This is a genomic window from Micromonospora inyonensis (assembly GCF_900091415.1).
Lineage (GTDB): Bacteria > Actinomycetota > Actinomycetes > Mycobacteriales > Micromonosporaceae > Micromonospora > Micromonospora inyonensis.
This window is the reverse complement of sequence record NZ_FMHU01000002.1, coordinates 2,061,206-2,087,279: the sequence shown is the minus strand read 5'-3', so window position 1 is coordinate 2,087,279 and position 26,074 is coordinate 2,061,206. Positions and strand designations below refer to the sequence as shown.

General features: G+C 73.7%; 25 protein-coding genes and 1 pseudogene. 13 read left to right on the top strand and 13 right to left on the bottom strand.

All coding sequences use genetic code 11. From position 1 onward, the window contains the following. Nucleotides 1–59: 59 nt before the first annotated feature. Nucleotides 60–929, bottom strand: coding sequence for an NAD(P)H-hydrate dehydratase (locus GA0074694_RS23765; protein WP_091462023.1), 870 nt, complete (start codon nt 927–929; stop codon nt 60–62). Continuing rightward, the gene (locus GA0074694_RS23760; protein WP_091462019.1) at nt 913–1,644 is read right to left on the bottom strand and encodes a histidine phosphatase family protein; all 732 of its coding nucleotides are present in this window, start codon (nt 1,642–1,644) and stop codon (nt 913–915) included. Before GA0074694_RS23760 ends, GA0074694_RS23765 begins: the two co-directional genes overlap by 17 nt. 144 nt (nt 1,645–1,788) lie before the next feature. On the opposite strand from GA0074694_RS23760, the gene GA0074694_RS23755 reads away from it, so the two are divergent. After that, nucleotides 1,789–2,019, top strand: coding sequence for a hypothetical protein (locus tag GA0074694_RS23755; RefSeq protein WP_091463805.1), 231 nt, complete (start codon nt 1,789–1,791; stop codon nt 2,017–2,019). A 53-nt stretch (nt 2,020–2,072) separates the two neighbouring features. On the opposite strand, the gene GA0074694_RS23750 is transcribed toward GA0074694_RS23755, so the two are convergent. Beyond that, on the bottom strand, nt 2,073–2,360 hold the full coding sequence (locus tag GA0074694_RS23750; protein WP_091463801.1) for a DUF1905 domain-containing protein: 288 nt from the start codon (nt 2,358–2,360) through the stop codon (nt 2,073–2,075). 32 nt (nt 2,361–2,392) lie between these two features. Then, the gene (locus GA0074694_RS23745; protein WP_091462016.1) at nt 2,393–2,899 is read right to left on the bottom strand and encodes an Lrp/AsnC family transcriptional regulator; all 507 of its coding nucleotides are present in this window, start codon (nt 2,897–2,899) and stop codon (nt 2,393–2,395) included. A 104-nt stretch (nt 2,900–3,003) separates the two neighbouring features. On the opposite strand from GA0074694_RS23745, the gene pdhA reads away from it, so the two are divergent. From pdhA to GA0074694_RS34335, 6 genes are all read left to right on the top strand, one after another. Continuing rightward, nucleotides 3,004–4,164: a pyruvate dehydrogenase (acetyl-transferring) E1 component subunit alpha gene (gene pdhA, locus GA0074694_RS23740; protein ID WP_091462014.1), complete on the top strand. Its 1,161-nt coding sequence runs from the start codon at nt 3,004–3,006 to the stop codon at nt 4,162–4,164. Beyond that, complete coding sequence (locus GA0074694_RS23735) at nt 4,164–5,186, top strand: alpha-ketoacid dehydrogenase subunit beta (protein WP_091462011.1); 1,023 nt, start codon at nt 4,164–4,166, stop codon at nt 5,184–5,186. The genes pdhA and GA0074694_RS23735 overlap by 1 nt, the downstream gene beginning before the upstream one ends. Continuing rightward, nucleotides 5,183–6,562, top strand: coding sequence for a dihydrolipoamide acetyltransferase family protein (locus GA0074694_RS23730; RefSeq protein ID WP_091462008.1), 1,380 nt, complete (start codon nt 5,183–5,185; stop codon nt 6,560–6,562). The genes GA0074694_RS23735 and GA0074694_RS23730 overlap by 4 nt, the downstream gene beginning before the upstream one ends. 357 nt (nt 6,563–6,919) lie before the next feature. Then, on the top strand, nt 6,920–8,188 hold the full coding sequence (locus tag GA0074694_RS23725; protein ID WP_091462004.1) for a L,D-transpeptidase: 1,269 nt from the start codon (nt 6,920–6,922) through the stop codon (nt 8,186–8,188). A 142-nt stretch (nt 8,189–8,330) separates the two neighbouring features. Beyond that, nucleotides 8,331–8,729: a DUF3224 domain-containing protein gene (locus GA0074694_RS23720; protein WP_091462001.1), complete on the top strand. Its 399-nt coding sequence runs from the start codon at nt 8,331–8,333 to the stop codon at nt 8,727–8,729. A 138-nt stretch (nt 8,730–8,867) separates the two neighbouring features. Further along, nucleotides 8,868–9,437 (top strand): anti-sigma factor antagonist, encoded by a 570-nt coding sequence (locus GA0074694_RS34335; protein ID WP_091461999.1) that lies wholly within the window; start codon nt 8,868–8,870, stop codon nt 9,435–9,437. Between the two features lie 67 nt (nt 9,438–9,504). Here GA0074694_RS34335 and GA0074694_RS23710 read toward each other — a convergent pair whose 3' ends face one another. Together GA0074694_RS23710 and GA0074694_RS23705 are read right to left on the bottom strand one after the other, a co-directional pair. Then, nucleotides 9,505–9,873, bottom strand: a complete 369-nt coding sequence (locus GA0074694_RS23710; protein ID WP_091461995.1) for an FKBP-type peptidyl-prolyl cis-trans isomerase — start codon at nt 9,871–9,873, stop codon at nt 9,505–9,507. Between the two features lie 138 nt (nt 9,874–10,011). Then, nucleotides 10,012–10,606, bottom strand: a pseudogene (locus tag GA0074694_RS23705) (hypothetical protein). A 219-nt stretch (nt 10,607–10,825) separates the two neighbouring features. On the opposite strand from GA0074694_RS23705, the gene GA0074694_RS23700 reads away from it, so the two are divergent. Next, nucleotides 10,826–11,350, top strand: coding sequence for a CBS domain-containing protein (locus GA0074694_RS23700; protein ID WP_091461993.1), 525 nt, complete (start codon nt 10,826–10,828; stop codon nt 11,348–11,350). Between the two features lie 81 nt (nt 11,351–11,431). Here GA0074694_RS23700 and GA0074694_RS23695 read toward each other — a convergent pair whose 3' ends face one another. Further along, entirely contained in the window at nt 11,432–12,214 is a 783-nt protein-coding gene (locus tag GA0074694_RS23695) for a helical backbone metal receptor (protein ID WP_091461989.1), read from the bottom strand. Between the two features lie 118 nt (nt 12,215–12,332). Here GA0074694_RS23695 and GA0074694_RS23690 point away from each other — a divergent pair, with 118 nt between their 5' ends. After that, a complete protein-coding gene (locus tag GA0074694_RS23690; protein ID WP_091461986.1) occupies nt 12,333–13,196 on the top strand; it encodes a phytanoyl-CoA dioxygenase family protein in 864 nt (287 codons plus the stop codon). 515 nt (nt 13,197–13,711) lie between these two features. Here GA0074694_RS23690 and GA0074694_RS23685 read toward each other — a convergent pair. After that, a complete protein-coding gene (locus tag GA0074694_RS23685; RefSeq protein WP_091461984.1) occupies nt 13,712–14,059 on the bottom strand; it encodes a histone-like nucleoid-structuring protein Lsr2 in 348 nt (115 codons plus the stop codon). A 325-nt stretch (nt 14,060–14,384) separates the two neighbouring features. On the opposite strand from GA0074694_RS23685, the gene lon reads away from it, so the two are divergent. Then, complete coding sequence (lon, locus tag GA0074694_RS23680; RefSeq protein WP_091461982.1) at nt 14,385–16,733, top strand: endopeptidase La; 2,349 nt, start codon at nt 14,385–14,387, stop codon at nt 16,731–16,733. A gap of 50 nt (nt 16,734–16,783) precedes the next feature. Here the strand turns inward: lon and GA0074694_RS23675 are convergent, their stop codons facing one another. Then, nucleotides 16,784–18,502: a DEAD/DEAH box helicase gene (locus tag GA0074694_RS23675; RefSeq protein ID WP_091461978.1), complete on the bottom strand. Its 1,719-nt coding sequence runs from the start codon at nt 18,500–18,502 to the stop codon at nt 16,784–16,786. Between the two features lie 297 nt (nt 18,503–18,799). Beyond that, nucleotides 18,800–19,588: a hypothetical protein gene (locus tag GA0074694_RS31950; protein WP_176738092.1), complete on the bottom strand. Its 789-nt coding sequence runs from the start codon at nt 19,586–19,588 to the stop codon at nt 18,800–18,802. A gap of 269 nt (nt 19,589–19,857) precedes the next feature. On the opposite strand from GA0074694_RS31950, the gene GA0074694_RS23665 reads away from it, so the two are divergent. Further along, nucleotides 19,858–20,556, top strand: a complete 699-nt coding sequence (locus tag GA0074694_RS23665) for a response regulator transcription factor (RefSeq protein ID WP_245714871.1) — start codon at nt 19,858–19,860, stop codon at nt 20,554–20,556. A gap of 107 nt (nt 20,557–20,663) precedes the next feature. Beyond that, the gene (locus GA0074694_RS23660) at nt 20,664–21,191 is read left to right on the top strand and encodes a 2'-5' RNA ligase family protein (protein ID WP_091461976.1); all 528 of its coding nucleotides are present in this window, start codon (nt 20,664–20,666) and stop codon (nt 21,189–21,191) included. Here GA0074694_RS23660 and GA0074694_RS23655 read toward each other — a convergent pair. The 3 genes from GA0074694_RS23655 to GA0074694_RS23640 form a co-directional block, all read right to left on the bottom strand. Next, the gene (locus GA0074694_RS23655; RefSeq protein ID WP_245714870.1) at nt 21,157–23,133 is read right to left on the bottom strand and encodes a family 43 glycosylhydrolase; all 1,977 of its coding nucleotides are present in this window, start codon (nt 23,131–23,133) and stop codon (nt 21,157–21,159) included. The two genes, GA0074694_RS23660 and GA0074694_RS23655, sit on opposite strands and share 35 nt — an antisense overlap. 81 nt (nt 23,134–23,214) lie before the next feature. Further along, a complete protein-coding gene (locus tag GA0074694_RS23650) occupies nt 23,215–24,303 on the bottom strand; it encodes a type I-G CRISPR-associated protein, Cas3-extension family (protein WP_141714258.1) in 1,089 nt (362 codons plus the stop codon). Between the two features lie 392 nt (nt 24,304–24,695). After that, a complete protein-coding gene (locus GA0074694_RS23640) occupies nt 24,696–24,917 on the bottom strand; it encodes a DUF2188 domain-containing protein (protein ID WP_141714257.1) in 222 nt (73 codons plus the stop codon). Nucleotides 24,918–25,029: 112 nt separating this feature from the next. Here GA0074694_RS23640 and GA0074694_RS23635 point away from each other — a divergent pair, with 112 nt between their 5' ends. Beyond that, nucleotides 25,030–26,034 (top strand): carcinine hydrolase/isopenicillin-N N-acyltransferase family protein, encoded by a 1,005-nt coding sequence (locus GA0074694_RS23635; protein ID WP_091461966.1) that lies wholly within the window; start codon nt 25,030–25,032, stop codon nt 26,032–26,034. Nucleotides 26,035–26,074: the final 40 nt, after the last annotated feature.

The following is a 26,074-nucleotide window of genomic DNA, read 5'->3' as shown; positions in this document are numbered from 1 at the left end:
GATGTGGCGTTACACACATCCGTTCGGTCAGGCGCGACCCGTCAGACGGTGACCGGTCCTCAGACGGTTGCCAGCACCTGCGGGATCTCGTCGAGCAGCTCCCGGGCCAGGAAGCCGATCCGGCCGTACCGGGGGATCAGCCGCTGCCCGCTGACCGCGTGCGCGAACGCCGCCCAGCAGGCGGCCTGTTCCGGACCCGCGCCCCGGGACAGCAGCCCGGCCAGCAGCCCCGCCCGGACGTCACCGCTGCCGGAGGTGCCCAACCCGGCGTCGCCGCTCTCCTCCCGCCACCGCCGGCCGTCCGGACTGGCGATGTGCCCGTACAGCGACACCACCGCCCGGTAGCGCCCGGCCAGCTCGGCGGCCTCGGCGTCGAGGTCGTCGCCGGGGTCGCGGCCGAGCAGGTGGCAGGCCTCGGTGAGGTTCGGGGTGAGCACCGCGGTCCGGTCCGCCCCGGTGAGCAGCTCCGGTTCGTGACTGAGGGCACCGAGGGCGTACGCGTCGAGCACCAGGGCCGTCCGGGGTCCCGCCGCGTCCAGCACCCGGTGCAGTACCGCCTGGGTCTCGTCGATGTCGTGCAGTCCGGGCCCGACGGCGACCACGTCGGCCTCGGCGACCAGTTCGTCCAGCCGCTGCGCGCGCGCTCCGGCGACCGCGCCGTCGCGGGTTTCCGGCAGTCCCACCACCAGTGCCTCCGGCACCTGGATGCTCAGGGCCGCCGCGGTCGACTCGGCGGCGGCCAGTTGCAGCACCCCGGCCCCGGCCCGCAGCGCGGCCACCCCGGCCAGCAGCACCGCCCCGGGGGTCACCCGGGACCCGCCGACCACCAGGACCGTGCCCCGGGTCTCCTTCCCGCCGGTCGGCACGGGCAGCGCCCAGTTCCGCAGCAGCCCTGGCGTGATCACCTTCGGCTCAGACCGGTTCGGCATCGACGCCCTCCTCCCGGGTCGGTTCGGTGCCCTGTTCCCGCAGGTGAGTGACGTCGTTGAAGACGGTCAGGTCGAGCCCGCCGTCCGGGCCGCGCCGCCATCCGGTGACCGAGCAGTTGCCCAGCCGGTGCCGGCGGGTCAGCTCGACCAGCTCCGGCTCGGAGATCGGTTCCAGCAGGTAGCGGAGCAGGAAGACCAGCGCCTCGTGGCCGAAGAGGGCCACCCGTCTGTCGGCGTGGTCGCGGCGCAGGTCGCCGAGGAGCGCGCGCAGCCGCAGTGCCACGTCGGCCCAGGACTCGCCGCCGGGCGGACGGTAGTAGAACTTGCCCAGCCGGGCCCGCCGCTCCGCCTCCTCGGGAAATCGGCTGGCCACCCCGTGCGAGGTGAGCAGGTCGAGTACGCCCAGTTCCCGGTCGCGCAGCCGTTCGTCCCGGTGCACCGGCACGTCCAGCCCGGCCAGGGCCAGCTCGGCGGTCTGCGCGGCCCGTCGGTACGGCGAGACCACCACGACGTCGGGGCGCTCGTCGTCGGGCAGCGCGGCCAGCCAGCGCCCGGTGGCCTCGGCCTGCTCCCGCCCGGTGGCCGACAGCGGCACGTCCGCGTCCCGTTCGGTGATGTCGACCAGGTCGGTCCCGGCCGCCTCGGCCCGGGCCGCCGCGACGTTCCCGGTGCTCTCCCCGTGCCTGATGATCCAGAGCCGTTGCAGTTCCGCCATGCGCGCCTCCCTACCCGGCGATCCGCCGCGGTAACCGGGCCGGATCCGGTGGCGGTCCGCGCGGCGCACGCGTGAACGGCCGGCCGGCGGGTAAGCGCGGGCCGACCGTTTGCGGCCAACCAGGGGAGGTGCACCGTGGCGACCATGATCAGGGAGCCGATGAGCCCGGTCAAGGACAAGAACTACGACCTGATCCACACGCTCCAGCTCTCGCTCGAGCACATCTGGCGGATGGAGAACTACATCGCCGACGCCGAGGAGCGGGGCGACAAGGAACTCGCCTCCTGGTTCCGCGGGATCCAGGAGAACAACCGCAAGGCGGGGGAGCAGGGCAAGCAGATGCTCATGGAGCGGATGCAGAAGGAAAAGGGATAGCACCGTACGCGACGGCGCGGGCCGGGACTGCCCGTGCCGTCGCGTGCGCCGGATCAGCCGCCGACGGTCAGGTGCACGGTCACCACCTCGCCCGGCTCGATCCCCTCCGCGCGGCGAACCGCGTCCCGCAGTGGCACGAGGTAGCCGCCGTCCTTGGGGAACAGCGAGGTCGTCCACCGGGTGTCGCCGACCCGCGCGGTCACCGGGATCATCCCCCAGCCGTAGGTCACCGCCGCCGAGGCGGCCTTCAGCGCGGCGCTCTCCGGCGCCGGCACTCCGACGAAGTGGTAGGGCGTCGGGCCCCGCCAGTACCGCACCTCGCCGCTGAACTCCAGCTCCATCCGGCCAGGATAGGGACCGGGTGCGACACGGTTCAGGCCCACGGGCTGTGCGTGCCGTCGAACTCCTCGAAGACCAGCCAGGTACGGGTGGACTTCACCCCCGGGATGCTCTGCACCTGGCCCAGCACCACGTCCCGCAGCGTCGCGTTGTCCGGCGCGCGGACCAGCGCCAGCACGTCGTGGTCGCCCCCGAGCAGGGCCGCGTGCGCGATGTAGCGCACCCGGGCCAGCTGCGCCGACACCTCCCGCCAGGTGTTCTGCTCGATCGTCAACGCGACGTACGCCGAGGTCCCCAGCCCGGCCTGCTCCGGGGCGACCTGCGCGGCGAACCCGGTGATCACCCCGTCGCGCAGCAGCCGCTCGACCCGCGCGTACGCGTTGGTCCGCGACACGTGCGCCCGTTCGGCGAGCGTCCGGATCGACATCCGGCCGTCGCGCACCAGCTCAGCGACGATCTGGCGGTCCACCTCGTCCAACGGTCGGGCCGTTCGTCCCGCGTCGGCGGGCAACTCCGCGTCCGGTCGGTCATTCTGGCTCATGATCGGGCCTCCTGGCGGCCAAACGTCTCGGCTTTTCCGTTGATCTTGAGTCAACCATCCGCACGGTCGAGCATAGGGCCACCACACGTCCAGGAGGTTCCGCCGTGACGACCACATCTCGGGCGGTCCGCCGGGCACCGTCGCCCTCCCGTCGCGCGGCCACCCCGCCCGACCCGGCGCGCGAGCTGCTGCCCAGCGCGGAGCCGGTCCGCATGCTCGACCCCAGCGGTACGCCACTGCCCACCACCCTCGCCGAACCCGCCGTCGACCAGCTGCGGGAGATGTACCGGCGGATGGTCGTCGGCCGCCGGTTCGACGCCCAGTCCACCGCCCTGACCAAGCAGGGCAAGCTCGCCGTGTATCCCTCCTCCCGGGGGCAGGAGGCCTGCCAGGTGGGGGCGGTGCTCGCCCTGCGGGACACCGACTGGGTCTTCCCCACCTACCGCGAGTCGACGGCCCTGGTCTCGCGGGGCATCGACCCGGTCGAGGTGCTCACCCTGCTGCGCGGTGACTGGCACTGCGGGTACGACCCCGCCGTCCGGCACACCGCACCCCAGTGCACCCCGCTGGCCACCCAGTGCGTGCACGCCGCCGGTCTGGCCTACGGCGAGGCGCACCAGGGGCGGGACACCGTCGCGCTGGCCTTCATCGGCGACGGCGCGACCAGTGAGGGTGACTTCCACGAGGGGGTCAACTTCGCCGCCGTCTTCAAGGCCCCGGTGGTCTTCTTCGTCCAGAACAACAAGTACGCGATCAGCGTCCCGCTGTCCCGGCAGACGGCCGCCCCGTCGCTGTCCTACAAGGGCGTCGGGTACGGCGTCCCGGCCGAGCAGGTCGACGGCAACGACCCGGTCGCCGTGCTCGCCGTGCTGACCCGCGCGGTCGCGCACGCCCGCGCCGGCAACGGCCCCTACCTGGTCGAGGCGCACACCTACCGGATGGAGCCGCACACCAACGCCGACGACGCCACCCGCTACCGGGACGGCGCCGAAATCGAGGTGTGGCGTGACCGGGATCCGATCGTGCGCCTGGAGGCGTACCTGCGCGCCCGCGGGGTGCTCGACGACCAGGCGGTCGCCGCGGTGGCCGCCGAGGCCGAGGCGTACGCCGCGGACCTGCGCACGCGGATGCACGACAGGCCCGGCGTCGACCCGCTCAGCCTCTTCGACCACGTCTACGCCGAGCCCACGCCACAGCTACGGGAGCAGCGTGAGCAGGTTTGTGCCGAGCTGGCCGCCGACGCCGACCGGCGGGGGGAGAACTGATGGCCGCCACCACGATGGCGAAGGCGCTCAACGCCGCGCTCGCCGACGCGATGGCCGACGACGACCGGGTGCTCGTCTTCGGCGAGGACGTCGGCCAGTTGGGCGGGGTCTTCCGGATCACCGACGGGCTGCTGGCCCGCTTCGGTGACAAGCGCTGTTTCGACACCCCGCTGGCCGAGGCCGGCATCGTCGGCTTCGCGGTCGGCCTGGCCATGTCCGGCCTGCGGCCGGTGGTGGAGATGCAGTTCGACGCGTTCGCGTACCCGGCGTTCGAGCAGATCGCCTCGCACGTGGCGAAGATCCGCAACCGCACCCGCGGCGCGCTGAGCGTGCCCATGGTCATCCGGGTGCCGTACGCCGGGGGCATCGGGGGAGTGGAGCACCACTGCGACTCCAGCGAGGCGTACTACGCGCACACCCCCGGGCTGAAGGTGGTCACGCCGGCCACCGTGGAGGACGCGTACGCGCTGCTGCGCGCGGCGATCGACGACCCCGACCCGGTGGTCTTCCTGGAGCCGAAGAAGCTCTACTTCTCCAGCGCCGAGGCGGCGCTGCCGGCGACCACCCCGCCGATCGGTCGGGCGGTGGTCCGCCGGCCGGGCCGCGACGCCACCCTGGTCGCGTACGGCCCGTCGGTTCCGGTCGCCCTGGAGGCCGCCGAGGCCGCCCGTGAGGAGGGCTGGGACCTCGAGGTGGTCGACTGCCGCAGCATCGTCCCGTTCGACGACGAGACGGTCACCGCCTCGGTGCGGCGCACCGGCCGCTGCGTGGTGGTCCAGGAGGCGCAGGGCTTCGCCGGGGTGGGCGCGGAGATCGCCGCCCGGGTGCAGGAACGCTGCTTCCACGCCCTGCACGCGCCGGTGCTGCGGGTCACCGGGCTGGACATCCCGTACCCGGCGCCGATGCTGGAGCACACCCACCTGCCGTCGGTGGACCGGGTGCTCGACACCGTGGCCCGGTTGCAGTGGGACGACCAGCCGGACGCCCGCTGGCTGCCCCGACTGGAAGGCAGCGCGGCATGACCACGGTGGACAGCACCCGGGTGTTCCTCCTGCCCGACCTGGGGGAGGGGCTCACCGAGGCGGAGATCGTGCAGTGGCGGGTCGCCGTCGGCGACGAGGTGACCGTGGACCAGGTCGTGGTCGAGGTGGAGACCGCCAAGGCGGTCGTGGACGTGCCCTGCCCGTACGCCGGTCGGGTGGTCGCCCTGCACGGGGCGGCGGGGGAGGTCCGCCCGGTCGGCCAGCCCCTGGTCACCGTGGCGCCGCTGGACGCCGCCCCCACCGAGCCGGCCGGGCACGCGACCTACCGGGAGGAGGAACGCGCCGGGTCGGGCAACGTGCTGATCGGGTACGGCACCGGGCACGGTCCGGGCCGGCGGCGTCGCCGCTCCCGGCTGACCGTGGCCCCGGAACCGACCCGGCCGGCACCGGTACCGGCGGCGGCCCCGGTCGCCACCACCCCGGCGGTGCCCGGTGGGGGTGACCCCAGCACCCGCGGTGGGTCCCCGGTCATCTCGCCGATCGTCCGGCGGCTGGCCCGGGAGCACGGCATCGACGCCACCGCCCTGCACGGCACCGGCCCCGGCGGGGTGGTCCGCCGGGCGGACGTGGAGGCCGCGCTCGCCGCCACCGGACCGGCCGCCGGCACCGGGTCCCCGACCACGGTCACCGCCGTGCCCGACCCGGGTCCGGCCACCGGCGTCGAGGACCTGGTCATCCCGCTGACCGGGGTCCGCAAGGTCATCGCCGACAAGCTCTCCCGCAGCCGGCGGGAGATCCCCGAGGTGACCATCTGGGTCGACGTGGACGCCACCGGTCTGCTGGCCACCCGGGCCGCCATCAACGCCGCCAGCCCGGACCAGCCGGTCAGCATCCTCGCCCTGATGGCCCGGATCTGCCTGTCCGGGCTGCGTCGCTTCCCGCAGCTCAACGCCCGGGTCGACGGCGAGGCGCAGCGGATCGTCCAGTCCGCCGGGGTGCATTTGGGGATCGCCGCGCAGACCGACTGGGGGCTGGTCGTCCCGGTGCTGCGCGACGCCCAGCGGCTCACCACCGCCGAACTCGGCGCCGCACTCGCCGAGACCACGGCGGCGGCCCGCGCCGGAACCCTCCCACCGGCCCGGCTCACCGGTGGCACCTTCACCCTGAACAACTACGGGGTGTTCGGCGTGGACGGCTCCACCCCGATCATCAACCACCCGGAGGCGGCGCTGCTCGGGATCGGCCGGATCGTGGACAAGCCCTGGGTGGTCGACGGGCAGCTCGCGGTCCGCAAGGTCACCCAGCTCAGCCTGACCTTCGACCACCGGGTCTGCGACGGGGGCGTGGCCGGCGGTTTCCTACGGCACGTCGCCGACTGCGTCGAACAGCCCGCCCTGCTGATCGCCAACGTCTGACCACCCCACAGCCGCCCGGTCGGCCCGGCACCGCGTCCGGGCCGACCGGGCGGCTCCGTCCACCCGCTCCCCGCCCGAGTCGGTTCGCGCCGTGGCGCGGGTGCGGCGAACCCGCCGGAGTCGGTCCGTGCCGGCGGGGCGTGGGTGCGGCGAACCGCCAGCCGACCATCGGCGGGACGGACGGGACGTTCCTCGCGCGCCGGGCACTCGGCGGGCCGACCAACCCGTTCGCCCCATTCGGTAAATCACGCCCAATGACGGTGAAAAATTGCGCGGACGATTCTGTGGAAATTGCGCCAGTGGGTGAGTCGAGATGGTGACAATGTGCCAGAGGGAAACGGTGACGGGGGGAGCATCATGGAGTGGAGGCGGCGGCTCACGTTGCCTGCGGCGACCTTGACGGCGACCGCGCTGGCACTCGGCGGGTGCACGGCGGACCGGGCACCAGCGAAGAAGGAGGCGGTGGCCAGGGCGCCGTTGGACCTGACGGTGACGCCCGCCGACCAGGCCCGGGACGTGCCGATCAGCGCCGAGGTCGGTGTCGCGGTCCGCGGTGGCAAGGTCAGGGACGTGCGGATCCGGGACGACCGGGGGACGCAGGTCCGCGCCGAGCCCCGCGAGGACGGGTCGGCCTGGGTGCCGGCCGAGCCCCTGGCACACCGCCGGACGTACACCGCCGAGGTGACCGCGACCGGTGACACCGGCCAGACCGTCACGCGCACCACGACCTTCACCACTGCCGCGAAATCGAACGCCCCGACAATTACCAGCACGCTCTACTTCGCCGGCAACCGGACGTACGGAACCGCCATGCCGGTAACCGTGGCATTCGACCCGCCGATTCCGGAAGCGGCCAGGGACGAGGTCCAGCGTCGACTGTTCGTCACGACCGACCCGCCACAGCCGGGAGCCTGGTCGTGGCTGGAGGACGGCAGCCAGGTCTACTACCGGGCACCGGACTTCTGGCGACCCGGCACCAGCATCAGCGTCCGCGCCGCGTTGGAGGGCCTGCCGATCGGGCGCGACCGCGTGGGGGACGCCGACCGGCGGGCCACCTCCCGGATCGGCCGCCAGGTGTCCCTGGAGATCGACAACGCCACGAAGCAGATGTCGGTGTTCCAGGACGGGCGGTTGCTGCGCAGGATCCCGGTCAGCCTCGGCAAGCCGAGTACGCCCAGCTCCAGTGGCCGCATGGTGATCATGGAGAAGCACGAGCGGACCACCTTCGACACCCGGGGCGAGCCGGACGGCGGGTACGTGGTCGACGTGGACGACGCCCAGCGCTACACCTGGGGCGGCGAGTTCATCCACTCCGCCCCGTGGTCGGAGGGGGACCAGGGCTACACCAACGTTTCGCACGGCTGCGCCAACGTCTCCGCCCGCGCCGCCGACTGGTTGATGGGGATCACGCAGGTGGGGGACCTGATCACCGTCAAGGGCACCGAGGTGCGGCTCCAGCCGGGCAACGGCTGGACCGCCTGGAACGTCAGCTGGGAGGAGTTCGTGAAGGGCAGCGCCCTGCCCGTGCCGGGAAACCTGCGGCCCGTGCCGGCACCGACCGGCAGCCCGGTGGCACCGGCGGCCGGCGCGACGCCCGCGCCGACCCCGACCGGCAGCGGCGGCTGATCCGGTCCGGCGGCCCGGTGCGGGCCGGCGATGCCGGCCCGCACCGGGCTTCCGCCGCAGGGCCGACCGGGTGGCGGACCTGCGGTGACGCCTCCGGTGCGGCATGATGATCTCATCCGGTACCACCCGGAGGGAGCCCGTCATGAGTGTCCGTGCCGTCGGTGCCGTCGACCTGATCTGGGACGAACAACCGCCCTACGACGACCGCGCGGGCGGCCGGCTGGCCCGGGTCGTCGTGACCAAGGAGTTCCAGGGCGACCTCCAGGCTTCCAGCGTCGCCCACCTGCTCAAGGCCGAGTCGGCCCGGCCTGGCTCGGGCGGGTACGTCGGCCTCGAACGCGTGGTGGGCACGCTGCACGGCCGACCGGGCAGCTTCGTCCTCCAGCACTGCGGTGTGATGGACCGGGGCAGGGGCTCGCTGACCATCCAGGTGGTCCCGGACACCGGCACCGGGGAGCTGACCGGGCTGACGGGCACCATGGAGATCCTGCTGGCCGACGGTGAACACGGCTTCACCTTCGACTACACCCTCGGAGGCTGACGTCGCGGCGGTCCGGCCGGCGGTCGGGCCTCCTCCTCCGGGAGGGTGAGGGGTTTCCCCGGACCCGACCCGGGGCGTACCCGGGGATCGGCCCGCGGCAGGAGGAAAGTGTCGGTCCCACCGCATAGATTCGGGGTCATGAGGCAGCGCAGTGACCGGCTCGAGGTCGAGGTCAGCATCGGTGAGCGGGCGGTCGACGTGCGGGTGGCCGGCGAGATCGACATCGCCACGGTGGCCCAGTTCCGGTCGGTCCTCTGGGCCCAGCCACCCCGGCCGGTGCTGCGGCTCGACCTCTCCGCCGTGCCGGTCTTCTCGGCCCCCGCGATCCGCACCCTGGTCGCCGCCCACCTGGGCGTCCGGGCCCGGGGCGGGGAACTGGTGCTGGTCGATCCGCACCCGATGATCCTGCGGGTACTGCGCGGTGCCGGCCTGCACCGGGTCATCCCGGTGGCCGAGGCCACGCCGCGACTCACGCTGCCGGCCGGGCGACCACCGGCGGAGGCCGTGGACGCGTCGCGGGAAGGCCGGCGTGCCGACGTCCCGACCCCGGCCGACGCCGTGCCCTCCGTCCCGGGTCCGGGACGGCGGTCCTGGGCGGCCACCGACGTGTCCCGCTCCCGGACGCCGGTCGACCGGCGACCGGCGGACCCGACACCGGTGGGCCGGACGTACCCGGCCCTGTCGTACCGACCCCTCGCGGCGGTCTGACCGGCGGCCCACCCCGACCCTGCGGACGGTCGGGGCCACCGGCGTGCCGACGGCCCCGACCCCCAGGTCAGCGGACGCCGAGCAGGTCGACCACGAAGACCAGCGTCTCGCCCGGCTTGATGACGCCGCCGGCACCCCGGTTGCCGTAGCCCAGGTGCGGCGGGATGGTGAGCCGGCGCCGGCCGCCCACCCGCATCCCCACCACGCCCCGGTCCCAGCCGGCGATGACCTGGCCGGCGCCGAGCCCGAAGTCGAAGGTCTCGCCACGGTTCCAGGACGCGTCGAACTCGCGACCGGTGGAGTGCGCCACCCCGACGTAGTGCACGCTGACCAGCTGCCCGGGCTCCGCCTCGGGGCCCTCGCCCACCGTGATGTCCTCGATGACGAGATCGGCGGGCGGGGCACCCTCGATCGGGCCTACCTCGGGCTTGTTCATCCTGGCTCTCCTGCCTCGCGGGATCACTGTCCCGGTCGATCCTGCCGGATCGTCAGCAGCCGATATCCGGCAGGACGGTGGGACACGACGCGGCGGACGTCACCGGGTGGTGACGTCCGCCGTGGTGCCGGTCTGCGGTCAGCGCAGCCAGGGGAACCGCTGGACGAGGGGGAGCTTCGCCCAGGCCCGGCCGAGGCCGAGGGTGTCACCCGGCGGCGACCAGCGCGAGACCGGCGAGCAGGGCCGCGTTGATCAGGTGATCGTCCATGAAGGGGTTGTTCTCGGGAGGCAGGACGACGGTCCACATCATCACGTAGAGCAGGCCGCCGGCGACTGCCGCGATCCGCATCCCGATGCCGAGCAGCAGGGCCACGCCGAGGCCGAGCAGGCCCGCCATGAACAGCCAGTCGGCCCAGACCGCACCGGCGATGTCGTGGTAGAGGCCCTGGAACGGTCCCTCGGCGCCGAAGGCCAGGAAGCCCTTGGTCGGGCTGCCACCGTCGATCCAGGCGTTCTTCGCCTCGGTGGCGAAGCCGAGACCGAAGGTCTTGTCCAGGAAGGCCCAGAGGAAGGTCCAGCCCAGCGCGATCCGGATCCCGGCGAAGACGTACCGCGCGGCCCTGGTCCGGGCGGTCCCCGGCGTCGGCGTCCCGTCCTGGTGGGTTCGGGTCGGCGTCACCGGAGTGGTGGTGCGGGCGGTGTCCCGTTCGATCGTCGCGGCCATGGTGTCCACGTCCTTCCTCGTGCCTCGCACCGCTTCCCGGTGGCATCTCCATTCCACTCCGGCCGGGGTGTCGGGAGCAGGGGCGACCGGTCCCTGGCCGGGCGGGACCTTCGCCCTCTTCGCACGGGACCTCCGCGGGCCGGAGGTCCCGGTGTCCTGCGGTCCCTTCGCCTCTGCCCGCCCCCGGGCGGCCGCCGTAGCGTCGGCACGGACGACAGGGAGGTCGCAATGAGGACGTGGCAGGTGAGCGACGTGATGACCGCGGAGGTCGCGGCGGTCGGCGAAGAGACCCCGTACCGGGAGATCGTTGATCTGCTGATCCGGCGGGGGATCAGCGCGGTTCCGGTGGTGGATGGGTTCCGCCGGGCGTCCCTGCCGGCCGCTGCCCGGCTGATGGATCGCGAACAGGTCAAGCGACTGCCGGTGCTGGACGACCTTGGCCGGCTCGTCGGCATCGTCACCCGTTCCGACCTGCTGCGCGTGCACCTGCGCCAGGATGCGGAGATCCGCGAGGACGTGGTGCAGGAGGTGCTGCGCCGGGTGCTCGCCGTCCAGGACGGGCTGGTCACCGTCCGGGTGCGGCACGGCGAGGTGACCCTCGACGGTCGGGTCGACCGGCGCAGCTCCGCCGACCTGGCGGTCCGCCTCGCCGGGCAGGTCAGCGGGGTGACCCGGGTGAACAGCACGCTCGGCTACGAGCAGGACGACACCGTCGTCCTGGAGCAGGAGGCCGGGATCACCCCGGTGGCGTGACCGTCGTCCGGCCGCGCCCGCGCCGGACACCTGGGCGGCGGTCGACCGGAACGGGCTCGACGAACCGGCTCGCCCGACGGATCAGGCGGGTCGAAGCCGGCTCGGCCGACCGGCCGTGCCGGCCCCGTCGACCGTTCGCCCCGGGTGCGTCATCCGCCGGGTGAGCTGGGCCGCGAGCACCTCGGGTGCCTCGGCCAGCGACGGCCCGTACCAGGTCAGGTGCCGGCCGGAGAGCAGCGCGCAGGGCACGCCCGGGAATGCCTCCGGGCCGTCCTCGGCGGTGAACCGGTACGGCTCGTCCGGCAGCACCACCAGCTCCGGCCGGTGGTCGCGCAGCTCCTCCAGACCCGGCCGCGGGTAGCGTTCCGGATGGTCGGCGTAGACGTTGCGCAGGCCGAGCCGGTGCAGCACGTCCCCGGCGAAGGTGTCACCGCCCAGCACCACCCAGGGCCGGCGCCAGACCGGCACGACCACGCGGAGGATCCCGACCGGGGCGGGTGGCGTCGCCCAGGCGTGGCGGGGGGCGGCCAGCCACGCCGGTTCGCCGGGCGCGCCGAGGGCGGCGAGCAGGTCGCCCAGCTCGGTGAGAGCCTTCGGTACGGTCCGCGGGTAGGTGACCCGTACCGGCACGCCGGCCGCGACCAGCGCGTCGGCGTCCTCGTGGCGGTTCTCCTCGACGTTGAGCAGCACGACGTCCGGACGGAGTGCGAGCACCCGGTCGAGGTCGGGGTACTTGCTGCCGCCGACCCGGGTGACCGCCAGACCGGCGGGGTGGGTGCACCAGTCCGTCGCGCCGACCAGGACCCCGGGCAGGGTGAGCGCCACCGCCTCGGTGAGCGACGGCACCAGGGACACCACCCGCACGCGCGTACCTCCCGAATCCCGACCACTCGCCAGGTTCGATGATGCCCGATCCGGCTGTGGCCCGTTGCACCGCTTCTACAACGTTGTAATACTCCCGGTGGCACCCCGAGGAGGCGGTATGCGACACGAAGCGAGTACGACGTCCACGGCCCCGGCGCGCGACGCCGAGGAGGTCGACGAGACACCGGTGGAGGCGCTCGGCGACCTCTACCGCGACGGGATCACCGCCTGTCGGGGCGCGTTCCCGGCTGAGTGGGTCGACCAGGTCCGCGAGGACGTCGACACGGCGTTCGCCGAGGCCCGGTCCCGCCCCGACGGCGCGGTCGGCCGTGGCCCGCAGCGCTGGTACGTGGAGATCCATCCCGAGCAGCTGCGCGGCTTCGTCGACCTGGTCACCCATCCCTGGGTGGTGGGGGTCTGCCGGGCGGTGCTCGGGCCGCGCTACGAGATCGTCGAGCTGGGCTCCGACACCCCGTTCCCGGGGGCCGCCTACCAGCCCTGGCACCGGGACTTCCCGATGCCCGACGAGACCCGGCGGCAACGGCGGCTCACCTCACTCGCCTTCAACCTCACCACCGTCGACACGGTGGAGGAGATGGGCCCGTTCGAGATCGCCCCCGGCACCCAGTGGGACGACCACGCCGACTTCGACCACGGCATGTTCCCGCCCCGGGAGCGCTATCCCCGGTACGAGCGACGCGCGGTGCGCAAGTACCCGAAGCGCGGCGACGTCTCGGCCCGGTCGGCGCTGACCATCCACCGTGGCACCCCGAACGTCTCCACGGTCGCCCGACCGGTGCTGGTGATCGGCGTCGACGCTCCCGGCGCGGGCAACGCCGCCCGGCACGACATGGCCGTCACCCGGGGCTACTGGGAACGCCTGCCGCCGCTGGTCCGCGAGCATCTGCCCTGCCCGGTGGTGGAGACCCTGACCCCGATCCGGCAGAAGCACACGATCGAGGGACTGGTGATGGGCGTCTGAGCCCAGGACCGGCGGCCTCCGCCACCGGACGGCATCACTGATCCCTTTCCGGTCGCCGGCCGCCGGCGGGCGCGGCGGGGTCTCGATCCCCGGGCGCCGGGCCGTGTGGGGAATGAGCCGGATCGGCTCGTCCCGGGCCGGTCGGAGCGGTGACGGGAAAGGACATCGTCCGTAATCGACATCTTTCCCGGGAACGGGAATGCCGCTCACGGTCGCCGGTGCCTTCCGGTCGGCGCTCCCGCCGTTTGCCGCCTGGCGGATCCCGTGGTCGACGCGGATATCCCGCCACGGTGGACCCACGACCGCACCGACCACGACGCCGTCCGGACCCGTCGTCCGCCGGTGGCCGACCGCCGACGCCGACGCCGGTGCGGCGGCGACCGCGCCAGGTCGGCCCTGGTCAGCACACGTGGAAAGCGGGGGCGCGGGTTCGGGGGCGGGCGGAAGGGTGGCCCGGCCGGCGCTGGTGATTTCCCAGCGTGACGCCCGGGCTCCGGATGGTAATCGATGGTTGGTCAGCGGTTCTTGTACGCCTCGACGACCGACACCGGGATGCGGCCACGCTCGGAAATCTCGTAGCCGTTCTTCACCGCCCATTCGCGGATCGCCCGGTTCTGCTCACGATCCATTCCGGACGTTGCCGGACGACCCGGACGCCGAACTCCCCGGTTGCTCTCCACGACGCCCCGACCGATGCGACGGCCAGCGGTGATGTACGGGTCCAAGGCCTTGCGCAGAACCCCGGCGTTTTCGTCCGACACATCGATGGTGTACATGACACCGTCGAGCCCGAACTCGACCGTCCGGTCGGCCTTTCCGCCGTCGAGGTCGTCGGTGAGAACTGTGATTACTTTCCTGGCCATCGTCCATTACTCCTTGTGCGTGGCGGGGTGTGGCTAAGAGTTTGACGTATCGCACCGCAAATCCGCAACAATGCGTGGCCCTCGGCATTCCATGGCGCACACCAAGCGGGTGAAAACTCGCCCTGACATGGAAATTGCCAGTCGGGCGGTCGGGCCCGGCTGTCGCCGAACCCACCGGACGCGCCGCCGACGGTCGTCCGCTGCACGGTTCGTTCCGGGGCGCGCCGTTCCCCGGCGGTCGTGGCGTGGGTCACACGGTGGAACAGGGCGGACGTGGCGCGACTTGAGTCAGGCACGCTCAAGTCAACGCTTTGGCAGGTGTGCGATGGCAACTCTTCCGGTACTGCCCCTGACCGACACCGTCCTGCTGCCGGGCATGGTCATCCCGGTGACCCTCGACCCGACCACCCAGGCCGCCGTCGACGCGGCCCGCGCCACCGGCGACCAGAAACTGCTCGCCGTGCCCCGTATCGACGGCGAGTACGGCCCGGTCGGCGCGGTCGCCACCATCGAGAAGGTCGGTCGGCTGCCCAGTGGGGAACCGGCGGCCGTCATCCGGGGCCTGACCCGGGCCCGGATCGGCTCCGGCGTCCCCGGACCCGGTGCCGCCCTCTGGGTCGAGGCGACCGAACTGCCCGAACCCGCTCCCGCCGGCCGGGCCCGGGAACTCGCCCGCGAGTACCGGGCGCTGATGACCTCGGTGCTCCAGCAGCGCGGCGCCTGGCAGGTCATCGACGCGATCGAGCGGATGACCGACCTGTCGGAGCTCGCCGACTCCGCCGGCTACGTCTCCTGGCTGACCCTGGCCCAGAAGACCGAACTGCTCGCCGCGCCGGATGTCACCGCCCGACTCGACCTGCTCGTCGGCTGGGTCCGCGACCACCTCGCCGAGCAGGAGGTCAGCGAGCGGATCAACAACGACGTCCGCGAGGGGTTGGAGAAGTCCCAGCGGGAGTTCCTGCTCCGCCAGCAGCTCGCCGCGATCCGCAAGGAACTCGGCGAGGACGAGCCGGACGGCTCGGCCGACTACCGGGCCCGGGTCGAGGCCGCCGAGCTGCCCGAGAAGGTCCGCGAGGCGGCGCTGCGCGAGGTCGGCCGTCTGGAGCGGGCCAGCGACGCATCCCCGGAGGCCGGCTGGATCCGCACCTGGCTGGACACCGTCCTGGAGATGCCGTGGACGACCCGTACCGAGGACGACACCGACCTCGCGGCGGCCCGTGCGGTGCTCGACGCCGACCACGCCGGCCTGGCCGACGTCAAGGACCGCATCCTGGAGTACCTGGCGGTGCGCAACCGGCGCGCCGAGCGCAACCTCGGCGTGGTCGGCGGACGCGGCTCCGGCGCCGTACTCGCCCTCGCCGGCCCGCCCGGCGTCGGCAAGACCAGCCTCGGCGAGTCGGTGGCCCGTGCCCTCGGGCGACGGTTCGTCCGGGTCTCCCTCGGTGGTGTCCGCGACGAGGCCGAGATCCGTGGCCACCGGCGCACCTACGTCGGCGCGCTGCCCGGCCGGATCGTCCGCGCCCTGCGCGAGGCCGGCTCGATGAACCCGGTGGTGCTCCTCGACGAGGTCGACAAGCTCGCCGCCGGTTACGCCGGCGATCCCGCCGCCGCCCTGTTGGAGGTGCTCGATCCGGCGCAGAACCACACCTTCCGCGACCACTACCTCGAAGTCGACCTCGACCTGTCCGACGTGCTCTTCCTGGCCACCGCGAACGTGGTCGAGAACGTCCCCGGCCCGCTGCTGGACCGGATGGAGCTGGTCACCCTGGACGGCTACACCGAGGAGGAGAAGGTCGCCATCGCCCGGGACCACCTGCTGCCCCGGCAGCGGGACCGGGCCGGACTCACCGCCGACGAGGTGACCGTCACCGACACCGCTCTGGCCCGGATCGCCGCCGAGCACACGCGCGAGGCAGGTGTCCGGCAGCTCGACCGGGCCCTGGCGAGGATCCTGCGCAAGGTCGCCGTGACGCTGGCGACCGAGGCGGGACCGGTCCACGTCGACGTCGACGACCTGGCCCGTTACCTCGGCCGGCCCCGGTTCACCCCCGAGTCGGCGGAACGGACCGCCGTCCCGGGTGTGGCCACCGGCCTGGCGGTCACCGGAGCCGGGGGTGACGTCCTCTTCGTCGAGGCGACCAGCATGGACGGCGAACCGGGGCTGACCCTCACCGGACAGCTCGGCGACGTGATGAAGGAGTCCGCGCACATCGCGCTGTCGTACCTGCGCTCGCACGGCCGCCAGCTCGGCCTCGACCCGAACGCCCTCGCCGGACGGCGGATCCACCTGCACGTGCCGGCCGGCGCGGTGCCGAAGGACGGGCCGAGCGCGGGCATCACCATGGTCACCGCGCTCGCCTCGCTGGTCAGCGGCCGACCGGTTCGTCCCGAGGTCGGGATGACCGGCGAGGTGACCCTCTCCGGTCGGGTACTGCCCATCGGCGGGGTGAAGCAGAAACTGCTCGCCGCGCACCGGGCCGGCCTGACCGAGGTGGTCGTCCCGGCCCGCAACGCGCCGGACCTCGACGACCTGCCGGACGAGGTCCGCGAGGCGCTGACCGTACACATCCTGGCCGACGTGGCGGACGTGCTCGCCGTGGCGTTGCGCCCTGCCGACGCCGACGCCGACGCCGACGCCGACACCCGCACCGGTCCCGCCCTCGCCGCCGCCTGACGCGGGTGGGGTGGTAGCAGGGGACCCCTGCTACCACCCCACCCCGGGGGTCAGCGGTTGTCGCGGTCGCGGCGCACGGTTGCCTTGCGCCCCTTGATGGTGCTGCCACGCAGCCCGGCGATCACCTCGTCGGCGACCGACTGCGGCACCTCCACCAGGGAGAACCGGTCGGCGATCTCGATCGAGCCGATGTCCCGTCCGCTGATCTGGGTCTCCCCGGTGATCGCCCCGACCAGGTCCTGCGGGCGGACCCCGGCCCGCCGGCCCAGCCCGATGAAGACCTGGGTCGTGCCGCCCGTGCGGGGACGGGCCGGTCGGCGCTCGCCGCGTCCCTCGTACCCCGGCCGGACCTCGCGGGGAGCGCGGACCGGGACCTGCGGGATCTCCTCCTCGTCGTCGGCTCCCGGCCCGGCGGCCTCGTGCGCGAGTTTCACCGCCGCGAGCGCGACCTCCATCATGTCGAACTCGTCGCTGAGCGACTCCACGATCACCCGGAACGGCTCCAGATCGTCCTCCAGCAGGCTCTCCCGCAGCGCCGCCTGGGTCAGCTCCAACCGGCGGGTACGCAGGTCGGCGACCGTGGGAATCTTGTCGATGACGATCCGCTGGCCGGTCACCCGTTCGATGGTCTTGAGCATCCGGTGCTCACGCGGCTCGGCGAGGGTGATCGCCACGCCTTCCCGTCCCGCCCGGCCGACCCGGCCGATCCGGTGCACGTACGACTCGGGTGCCGACGGGACGTCGTAGTTGACCACGTGGGTGAGCTGCTCGACGTCCAGCCCCCGGGCCGCGACGTCGGTGGCCACCAGCAGGTCGGCGGTGCCGGCGCGCAGCCGTCCCATCACCCGGTCCCGCTGCTCCTGGCTCATCCCGCCGTGCAGTGCCTCGGCCCGGTAGCCCCGGCCGTTCATCGTCTCGGTGAGGCGGTCGACCTCCTCCCGGCTACGGCAGAAGACGATCGCCGCGGTGGGGGACTCCACGTCGAGGACACGCCCCAGCGCCGCCGGCTTGTGGGCCCGCGCCACGATGAACGCGCGCTGGCGTACCAGGGGCGTCTCCCCGGCCACGGTGGGCTCCCGGGCGATGAGGATGCGGACCGGGTCGGTGAGGTGCTGCCGGGCCATCCCGTCGATGCGCGCCGGCATCGTGGCCGAGAAGAGCACCGTCTGCCGCTGCGCGGGCGCGTGCTCCAGGATCGCCTCGATGTCCTCGGCGAAACCCATGTCGAGCATCTCGTCGGCCTCGTCGAGCACCACCGTGGCCAGCCCGCCCAGGCGCAGCGTGCCCCGGGCGATGTGGTCCAGCGCCCGGCCGGGCGTCGCCACCACCACGTCCACCCCGGTGTCCAGGGCCCGCAACTGCCGCCCGATCGGCTGCCCGCCGTAGATCGGCAGTACCCGGACCCCCAGTTCCCGCCCGTAGCGGTGCAGCGCCTCGGAGACCTGCACGGCCAGCTCCCGGGTCGGGGTCAGCACCAGCGCCACCGGGTCACCCGAGGTTCGCTCGGCCGGGAGCCGGTTCAGCAGGGGCAGCGCGAACGCGGCGGTCTTGCCGGTGCCGGTCGCCGCCTGGCCCAGCAGGTCACGACCGGCCAGCAGGGGTGGGATCGCCTCCCGCTGGATCGGGGTGGGCTCCTCGTAGCCGAGGGAAGCCAGCGCGCCCAGCAGTTCGGGCCGCAGCCCGAGGTCGGAGAAGGCGCTCGCCGGATCGGAATCGCCCGGACCGGTCGGAGCGGACGTTGGTTCGGGCAGTACAGGTGCGGAACTCATGTGCCAAGCCTTCCATCACCCCCGGTGTCAGGTTGCGGCGACCGGGCACATCGAGGGCGCCGTCCGCCGGGGACCCGGGTACGCCGGTGCGGACGACGCCCGACCGGGCGTCGTCCGCACCGTCCGGCCCCTTCGACGGGGCCACGGCGTCCCGCTGCCATCCGGATCACCGCGTGGGTCCGGACACCCCCGATCGGCAGTCGGGACGGACGGCTCAGAGAGTCAGCAGGACCGTGACCCCCACGGCGGTGTCGAAGACGGCGCACCACTCGGCGTACCCGCGTGGCACCACCCGGTTCAGGCGGTGGTGCACGACGTCCCACGCCGAGTGGGCCAGCCAGCGGCCGCCACCAGCCAGGTGGCGAGCGGCTCGGCGGCGGTCGCCGCGGCCGCCGCCAGGCCAACCCAGGCGAGCATCCCGGCCACCTGCACGGCGAGCATCCGGCGGTCACCCAGCCGACGCCGGTACGCGCCGATCACCAGGTAACCCGCCGGCAGCACCAGCACGAACCACGGATTGGGCACGACCGGCGCGAACACCATGTCGACCGTCACCAGCAAGGCCAGCAGGGTCGGCCAGCGTCGCCGCAGCAGCCGGAGCAGGGGCCCCGCCGCCGGGGCCGGAGCGCCCGCGTGAACGTGCTCGCCACGGCGGTGCCACACCACGGCGACGGTCGCCGGCACCATCAGCAGGTGCGCGCCGAGGGTCAGCACGTCCGCGTCGACCAGCCCGGCCCACCACGGTACGGCGAGCAGCGTCAGCGGCAGCACCATCGCGGCCACCATCTCGCCCACCCCGGACCACGGGTGCCCCCGGTGCCACATCCACACCGTCATCCCGATCGCCATGTCGAGGGCCATGACCAGCATGCCCACGTCCGGCCGGGCGAGCAGGTCGGGTCGGCCGAGGCGGTCGGCGGCCCCCGCCCAGAGCGGGTCGAGGAGCAGCATCCCCGCCACCATGGCGGCGAGCATCTCCAGTACCGGCCGGAGCAGCCGGCGTCGACCCGCCACCGGCTCGGCCACGGGGGGCGTCCCGGTCGTCGTCCGGGCCACGGGAGGCGTTGCCGTCGTCGTTTCGCTCATGTGTCGAGCCTGCGGCGTACCGGACCCGGAACCCATCCGCGCGGTGTCACCGGTGGGCCGTGCGAAACGCCCGGCGTACAGGTGCGTGCCGGGCCTGACGGGCGGGCCGTCGTTCTCCTAGCATCGGGGCCGTGCCGACCACTCCCCCCGACCCGGACCGCTGGCTGCGCCGGCACGGACGGTCACCCTGGTGTCGTTGGCCGGCGGGCTGTGGGCCGGTCTGCTCCTGCCCGCGATCGGGATGTTCCGCGAGACCGACGGGCTCCGGGGTGGCCGGGGGAGCGGTCGGCATCGTCCTCTTCGCCGTTACGCAGGGCGTGGCGGTGCATGCCGCCGTCACCCCCTGGCTGGACGACCGGGCCCGTCGCCGTCGCCGTCTCGCCTTCGTCGGCGCGGCGGTGCTCAGCGTGCCGCTGGTCGCGCCGTTGGCCGCCGGCTCCTGGCCGAGCTGGGCGCAGGCCGCCGACGGGCCGGCCGCAGTGACCGCCGCCCGGGCTCACCGCCCCGACGTGGCCGTGGTCGACCTGGAGATGTCCGGCCTGGACGGGTTCGGCGTCACCGCCGAACTGGCCCGGGTGCTGCCCGACTGCGCGGTGGTGATCCTCACCGGCCGTGGTCGGCCCGCGCACCTGCCCCGTGCCCTCACCACCGGGGCGCGTGGTTTCCTGGCCAAGGGCTCGCCAGCCGGCGCGCTGGCCGACGTGATCCGACGGGTACGCGCCGGCGGCCGGTACGTCGACCCCGCACTGGCCGCCGACGCATTGAGCATCCCGCCCTGCCCGCTGACCCCACGGGATCTGGAGACGCTGCGGCTGGCCGAGTACGGCGCACCGGTCGCGGTGATCGCCCGCCGCGCGCACCTGTCCAGCGGTACGGTGCGCAACTACCTCGCCTCGGCCGTGCAGAAGCTCGGGGCGGCCAGCCGCGCCGATGCGGTCCGTCTGGCCCACGACAACGGCTGGCTGTGACAGACGCGCCCGCGCCCCGCCGCCGCCTGCTCGCCAGAGGACGGTCGAGCCGGACACGTGCCCAGGCGCAGGAAGGGCCCTCCCGCCCGGCGGCTAACCTGGGCGACGTGCGGACCGTCGAGCTGCTCTGCTCCCCGCCGTTGGAGGACGCCGTCCGGGGCGCGTGGCATCGGCTCGCCGAGGCCGGCCTGCCCAGCCTGGCCCGGAACACGCACCCCACCAACCGCCCCCACCTGACCCTGGCCTCGGTCGACGAGTTCCCGCCCGGGGCGCAGGCCCGCCTCGCCGCCCTGGTCGACGCCGTGCTGCCCCTGCCGGTGCAACTGGACCGGGTGACCGTCCTGGACGGCAGCGCCCCCCTGGTGTGGCTGGTCCGTCCGTCTCCGGCACTCACCGCGCTGCACGCCGCCGTCTGGGACGCTCTCGCCGGTGCCGACGGGCTGCTGCCCTGGCACGCGCCGGGCCGGTGGATCCCGCACCTGAGCCTGGCGTTGCGCTTCCGTGACGCCGACCGCCGGCGGGCCCGCGCGGTCGCCGCGGCCGACCGCCCAACCGGCGCGTTCGTCGCCGCCCGAAGCTACGACGGCGCCGACCGGACGGTCACCGCGTTGGGCCGGGCGGTTCCCGACACGTGACCGGGCCCCCGCCCGTTGGGGCAGGGGGCCCGGTTGGGCGGTCCGACGCCGCACCCCGTGGACCGTCCGTCCAGGTGACTACCGGTGGAATCGCAGGTAGTCGAACTCTGCGGTGACCGCCGGCTCGGCCCCGCCGTACGCGACCAGGCCGATCCGGGGGGGTGGTGTCGGCCGGGAACGTCCAGACGCCACCCCAGGTCCAGGTGCGGCCGTCGCGGCTGGAGCCGGCCCGGAACTCGTGTTCGCCGGTGACCGGGTCGACCCGGTGCGCCAGCCGCAGCCAGGTGGTGGCGGCAGGCGTACCGACGATGGTCCCGCCGTACACCGGCTGGCCGGCGAAGGGCAGCTCGTAGCCGTACTCGACCTGGCGGGTGTTCCAGATCGCCACCTGGCTGAGCCGGGCGAAGCGGTCGTCGTCGACGTACGCCACGAGGCCGGCCTGCTGGTAGTTGCGGACCGTCTCCTCGCCCAGGTCGAGGGTCACCTTCGTCTCGACGACGTAGTCGCCGGTCGGCGCGTCGCGCAGCAGCACACCGGCGTCGTTGCCGGTGCCGGTCAGGTCCGCCGAGCGCACCGGCCAGCGCAGCGCCCCGTCGGCGACGGTGGCCCCCGGGTCGGGCCGCACCCACTGCCAGGGCGTGCCGAGGCCGCCGTCGAACTCGTCGGAGAACTGCGGCAGGATCCCGCCGACGCGGGGCGCGGGCACGGTCCGCCGCACCGGTCGGTGCAGGCGGGCGACGCTGACGTTGTCGAACTCGGCGACGCCACCGGCGGCGACCAGTCCGAGCCGGCCGGTCGGCGGTCGGTCCAGCCGTAGGGTGACCGCCGCGAGCTGGTCACCCAGGCGGGCCGGGCTCAGCGCGGCGACCAGCCGGTCACCGCGTACCTCGACGGCCAGGTGGTGCCGGTGGTCGGGGACGAAACCGGCCGGCAGCGGCGCGGTCGCCGTCCGGCGGCCGTCGCGGGCCACCAGGAGGCCCCTGGCCACGTCGACGCGGTCGCCGAGGGTGACACCCGCGGCGCGGGCACCGGCCGGACGCAGGTCCGCCTCGGCGCGGACGTCCCCGCCGGTGGTCGTGTGATGGGTCAGCGTTCCCGTGCCGCGCAACTGTCCGTCGGTGACCCGCCAGTCGCCGTCGCGCCGCCAGCCGGTGAGGGCGACGTCCTGGAAGCGCTCGTCGACTCGTCCGGTGGTGACCGGGGCGGGCCGGTCGCCGTCGGACGGTCCGGCGCCCGCGTTCACCACCGGCCACCCGTCGACCCAGTCGAGCCGGTCGATGAGCATCGGCCGCTCGTTGATGCCGAACGGCTCGTCCAGGTACGGGTCGGCCCGGTCGATGCCGTGGTAGACGATCCAGTCCTGACCGGACAGGTCGGTGAGAAAGCCGTTGTGCCCGACACCGATCCAGCGGTTGCCGTTCTGGGTCAACACGGGCGTGCCGCCGGCCCGGGAAGCGGTCAGCGTCAGCCCCTCACGGTCGACGAACGGCCCCCGTGGACTCCTCGACCGGCCGACGTGGACGGAGTAACCGGTGGCCGGCCCGGCGCAGCAGTTGGCGGTGGAGGCGAAGAGGTAGTACCAGCCGTCGTGGCGCAGCACGTAGCTGCCCTCGAACTTGTTGTCGATCGCCACCAGGGTCGGCGTGCCGACCGCCCGCAGCCCGTCGGGGGAGAGCTCGGTGACGGATACGCCCCCGTAGTAGCTGCCGTAGTAGAGGTAGGGGGTGCCGTCGACGTCGGTGAACTGGCTCGGGTCGATGGTCCAGAGCCAGCCGCCACCACCACCCGCGCGGGGGGCGACGACCGGCTCGTCGGCGAAGGTCCACGGGCCGGTCGGGGTGGGGGCGGTGGCCGCGCCGACGGCGAAGTCGCCCCCGTCGGGCGAGACGGTGGTGTCGGTGACGGTCACGTACATGACCCAGCGGCCGTCGACCCAGCGCACGTCGGGGGCCCAGAACCCGGCCCCCTCGGCGGCGGCCCGAGACGTCCGGCTCCCGGTCGGACCGGTGGCCGGCGGGCCCGGTCAGCCCCAGCCGTACCTGCCGGGGTAGTCGCCGACGTCGGGGTACCTGCGGTCCCAGCCCGCCCACGCCGGGTAGCTGGACCGCTCGTCGGCTCTCCGCAGTGTCGCGGTGGGCACCGGGGTCAGTGGACCCCGCGTACCGCGTCGAACGGCGGCGCACATGGTGAAGATGTCGAGGTCGACGGCGTGATCGATCGAGTTGGGAGCAGGCACGCCATGGGTCGTGCCGATGCTGGCCCGCAAGGTGCCGTCACGGTCCCGGTCGAGCTTCCAGGCGTCGGAGGCCCACCCGACGTTCCACACGGAGCTGAGCACGTCGCGGCTTACCGGCAGGGTCCACAGCGGCCACAGGAAGACGTCCTCGGCGCCCAGGCGGAACCATCCGTTGGGCAGTACCGGCCGACCGGCTTTGACGCCGTTGCGGCGGCGGTAGCCGAAGGTGGGGACGGCCAGGGTCGCCAGCCAGGTGGCACCGGGTACGGCCCCGCTGCCGCCGGGGCCGTGCAGGCCGGGATGGGTGGAGTAGCTCGCGTGGTGGTCGAGGAGCCATCCCTCCGAGCCGTCGACCCGACGCCAACTCGTCAGCGCCTCGGTCAGCAGCCGCCGGGGATCCTGCCGCACGTCCCGCATGGGGTAGTACCAGAAGCTGCCGACGGTCTGCCGGCCACGCACGGCGACCAGCGGATTCACCACGCAGAACCCGTCCTCGTCGGTCGCCCTCCCGGTCACCGTGGCCTCGAGCCTGTGGCGCCCTCCGGAGGATCGGCTCACGCGTTCGAGCAGGCTGCGGTAGTCGGCTGGGCGGACGCGCAGCGGATCGGGTGCCCCTCGCCGCCGTCGCACCGGGAAGCCCGAGGTGTGGGGGATGGCGGCCCCGTGTTCGATCCGGTCCAGCTGTCCCGTCAGGTGGTCCACGAGGTCGGCGACGCTGGAGTGCCGACGGCAGTACAGGATCGCGTGCCGGTCCTGCCGGTCCCAGCACAGATAGCTGGTCTCCATCAGCTGGTCCATCAGCCCGACGGCGGCCAGGAATCCCAGCGGCTCCTCACCGGTCAGGCCGGGCAGGTCCACCCGATTCACACTGCTCACACTCCCTGCGTCGGCCGACACCGTCCCGCCACGGCCGATGGACGCTCCGACTCTACTGTGGATGCACGGCGGGGACAGCAGCACGCCGCGGGGTCCGGCGGCGAACGGATGGAGCGCGACCACGACCGTGGAAACCACCGGAGCCGGGACGCCTTCGTCGCCGCGCTCACGGCCGGGCTGCTCCGCGACGAACCCCGCTGGCCGTGGCGGCGGCCGGGGCCACCGTCGGTAGTCCCGGCGGACGGCCGGCGCTGACCGAGGCCGCCATCGCCGCCCAGCCGGCGCGGATCCCGGGAAGCTGATCCCGTGGCACCGGGGCGGGTACGCCGACGGCCCGCCGGTCCCAGCGACGCTGGTGGCCCGGCGGGCCGTCGGTGGTGCGGACGGGGGCGTCAGCCCGCCGGCGGGTACGGGTCGTCCTTGTAGGTGTACTCGGTCTCGATCCGGCCGTCGGCGGTGTGGACGACGAGCTGGCTGGGTTCGTCGGCGTGTGCGGCCTTCCGCCCCGCCTCGACCGCGACCTGCTTGGTGTCGTACCGGCCGACCTGCTTGCCGCCCTGTTCGACCTTCCAGCCCTGACCGTCCGGCACCACGTGGTATTCGTTCCGCTTCATCGTCACCTCACCATCCCTTCGGCGTTCCTGGTACCCGACCGTGGCGGCCGGAAACCGGAGTCGGTCCACCACCGTGGACAACCCGCCGCCGCTGACCTAGCGTCTTCCAGCTATGCGGAGACATGCGCTCGTGCTCGGTCTGGTGGCGCTGCTGGCACTGACCGGCTGCTCAGGGTCGGAACCGGTCACCGGCGCGCCGGCCGGGCCGACCGACGCCCCGTCCACCCCGGTCGCCTCCCGACAGACCCCGGCCGAGGCCGAGCGGACCATGGCCAGCCTGCGTCGCGTCGACGACCTGCCCCTGTACGAGATGACCTACGTCGGCGACTACGACGCGCAGGCCGGCCTGGACCGGCCCACGCCCAGCCCGGTCGGTTGCTCGCTCTTCGCCGCCCTCGGCGACCGGGACCGGCCGCTGTTCGCCCGCAACTTCGACTGGGACCCCAACCCGGCGATGGTGCTGCGCACCGACCCGCCCGACGGGTACGCCTCGGTCTCCCTGGTGGACATCTCCTACCTCGGCTTGGGGGCCGACCCGACCGGCGACCGCCGGCTGCTCGACGCCCCGTTGCTGCCCTTCGACGGGATGAACGAGCGCGGCCTCGCGGTGGGGCTGGCCGCCGACGACAACGCCCGGGCCGAACCGGTGCCGGGGCTGCCCCGGGTGGGCAGCGTCCGGATCCTGCGGCTGGTGCTCGACGAGGCGGCCACGGTCGCCGAGGCGGTGCGGGTGTTCCAGCGGTACAACCTCGACTTCGAGGGCGGCCCGCCACTGCACTACCTGCTCGCCGACGAGACCGGAGCGTCGGCGGTGGTGGAGTTCGTCGACGGTCGGATGCGGGTGCAGCCGGGTGGCGGGAGCTGGCAGGCGCTGACGAACGTGCCGGTGGTCGACGTCCCGGAGCAGCGGCGACGCGACGACCGTCGCTACCGCGTGCTCGCCGAGGCGCTGACCGCCGCCCATGGGCGGCTGGACGCTCCGGCGGCGCTGGAGCTGCTCGACGACGTCCGGCAGGGGCACACCCGGTGGTCGGTGACGTACGGCCTGCGCAGCGGCGAGGTCCGGGTGGTCACCGCGACCGGCGGCCGGCGCGAGTACCGGCTACCGCCGGCCTGATCCGGGACGTGCCTCGGCTCGGCCCCCCGCAGGGGCCGGG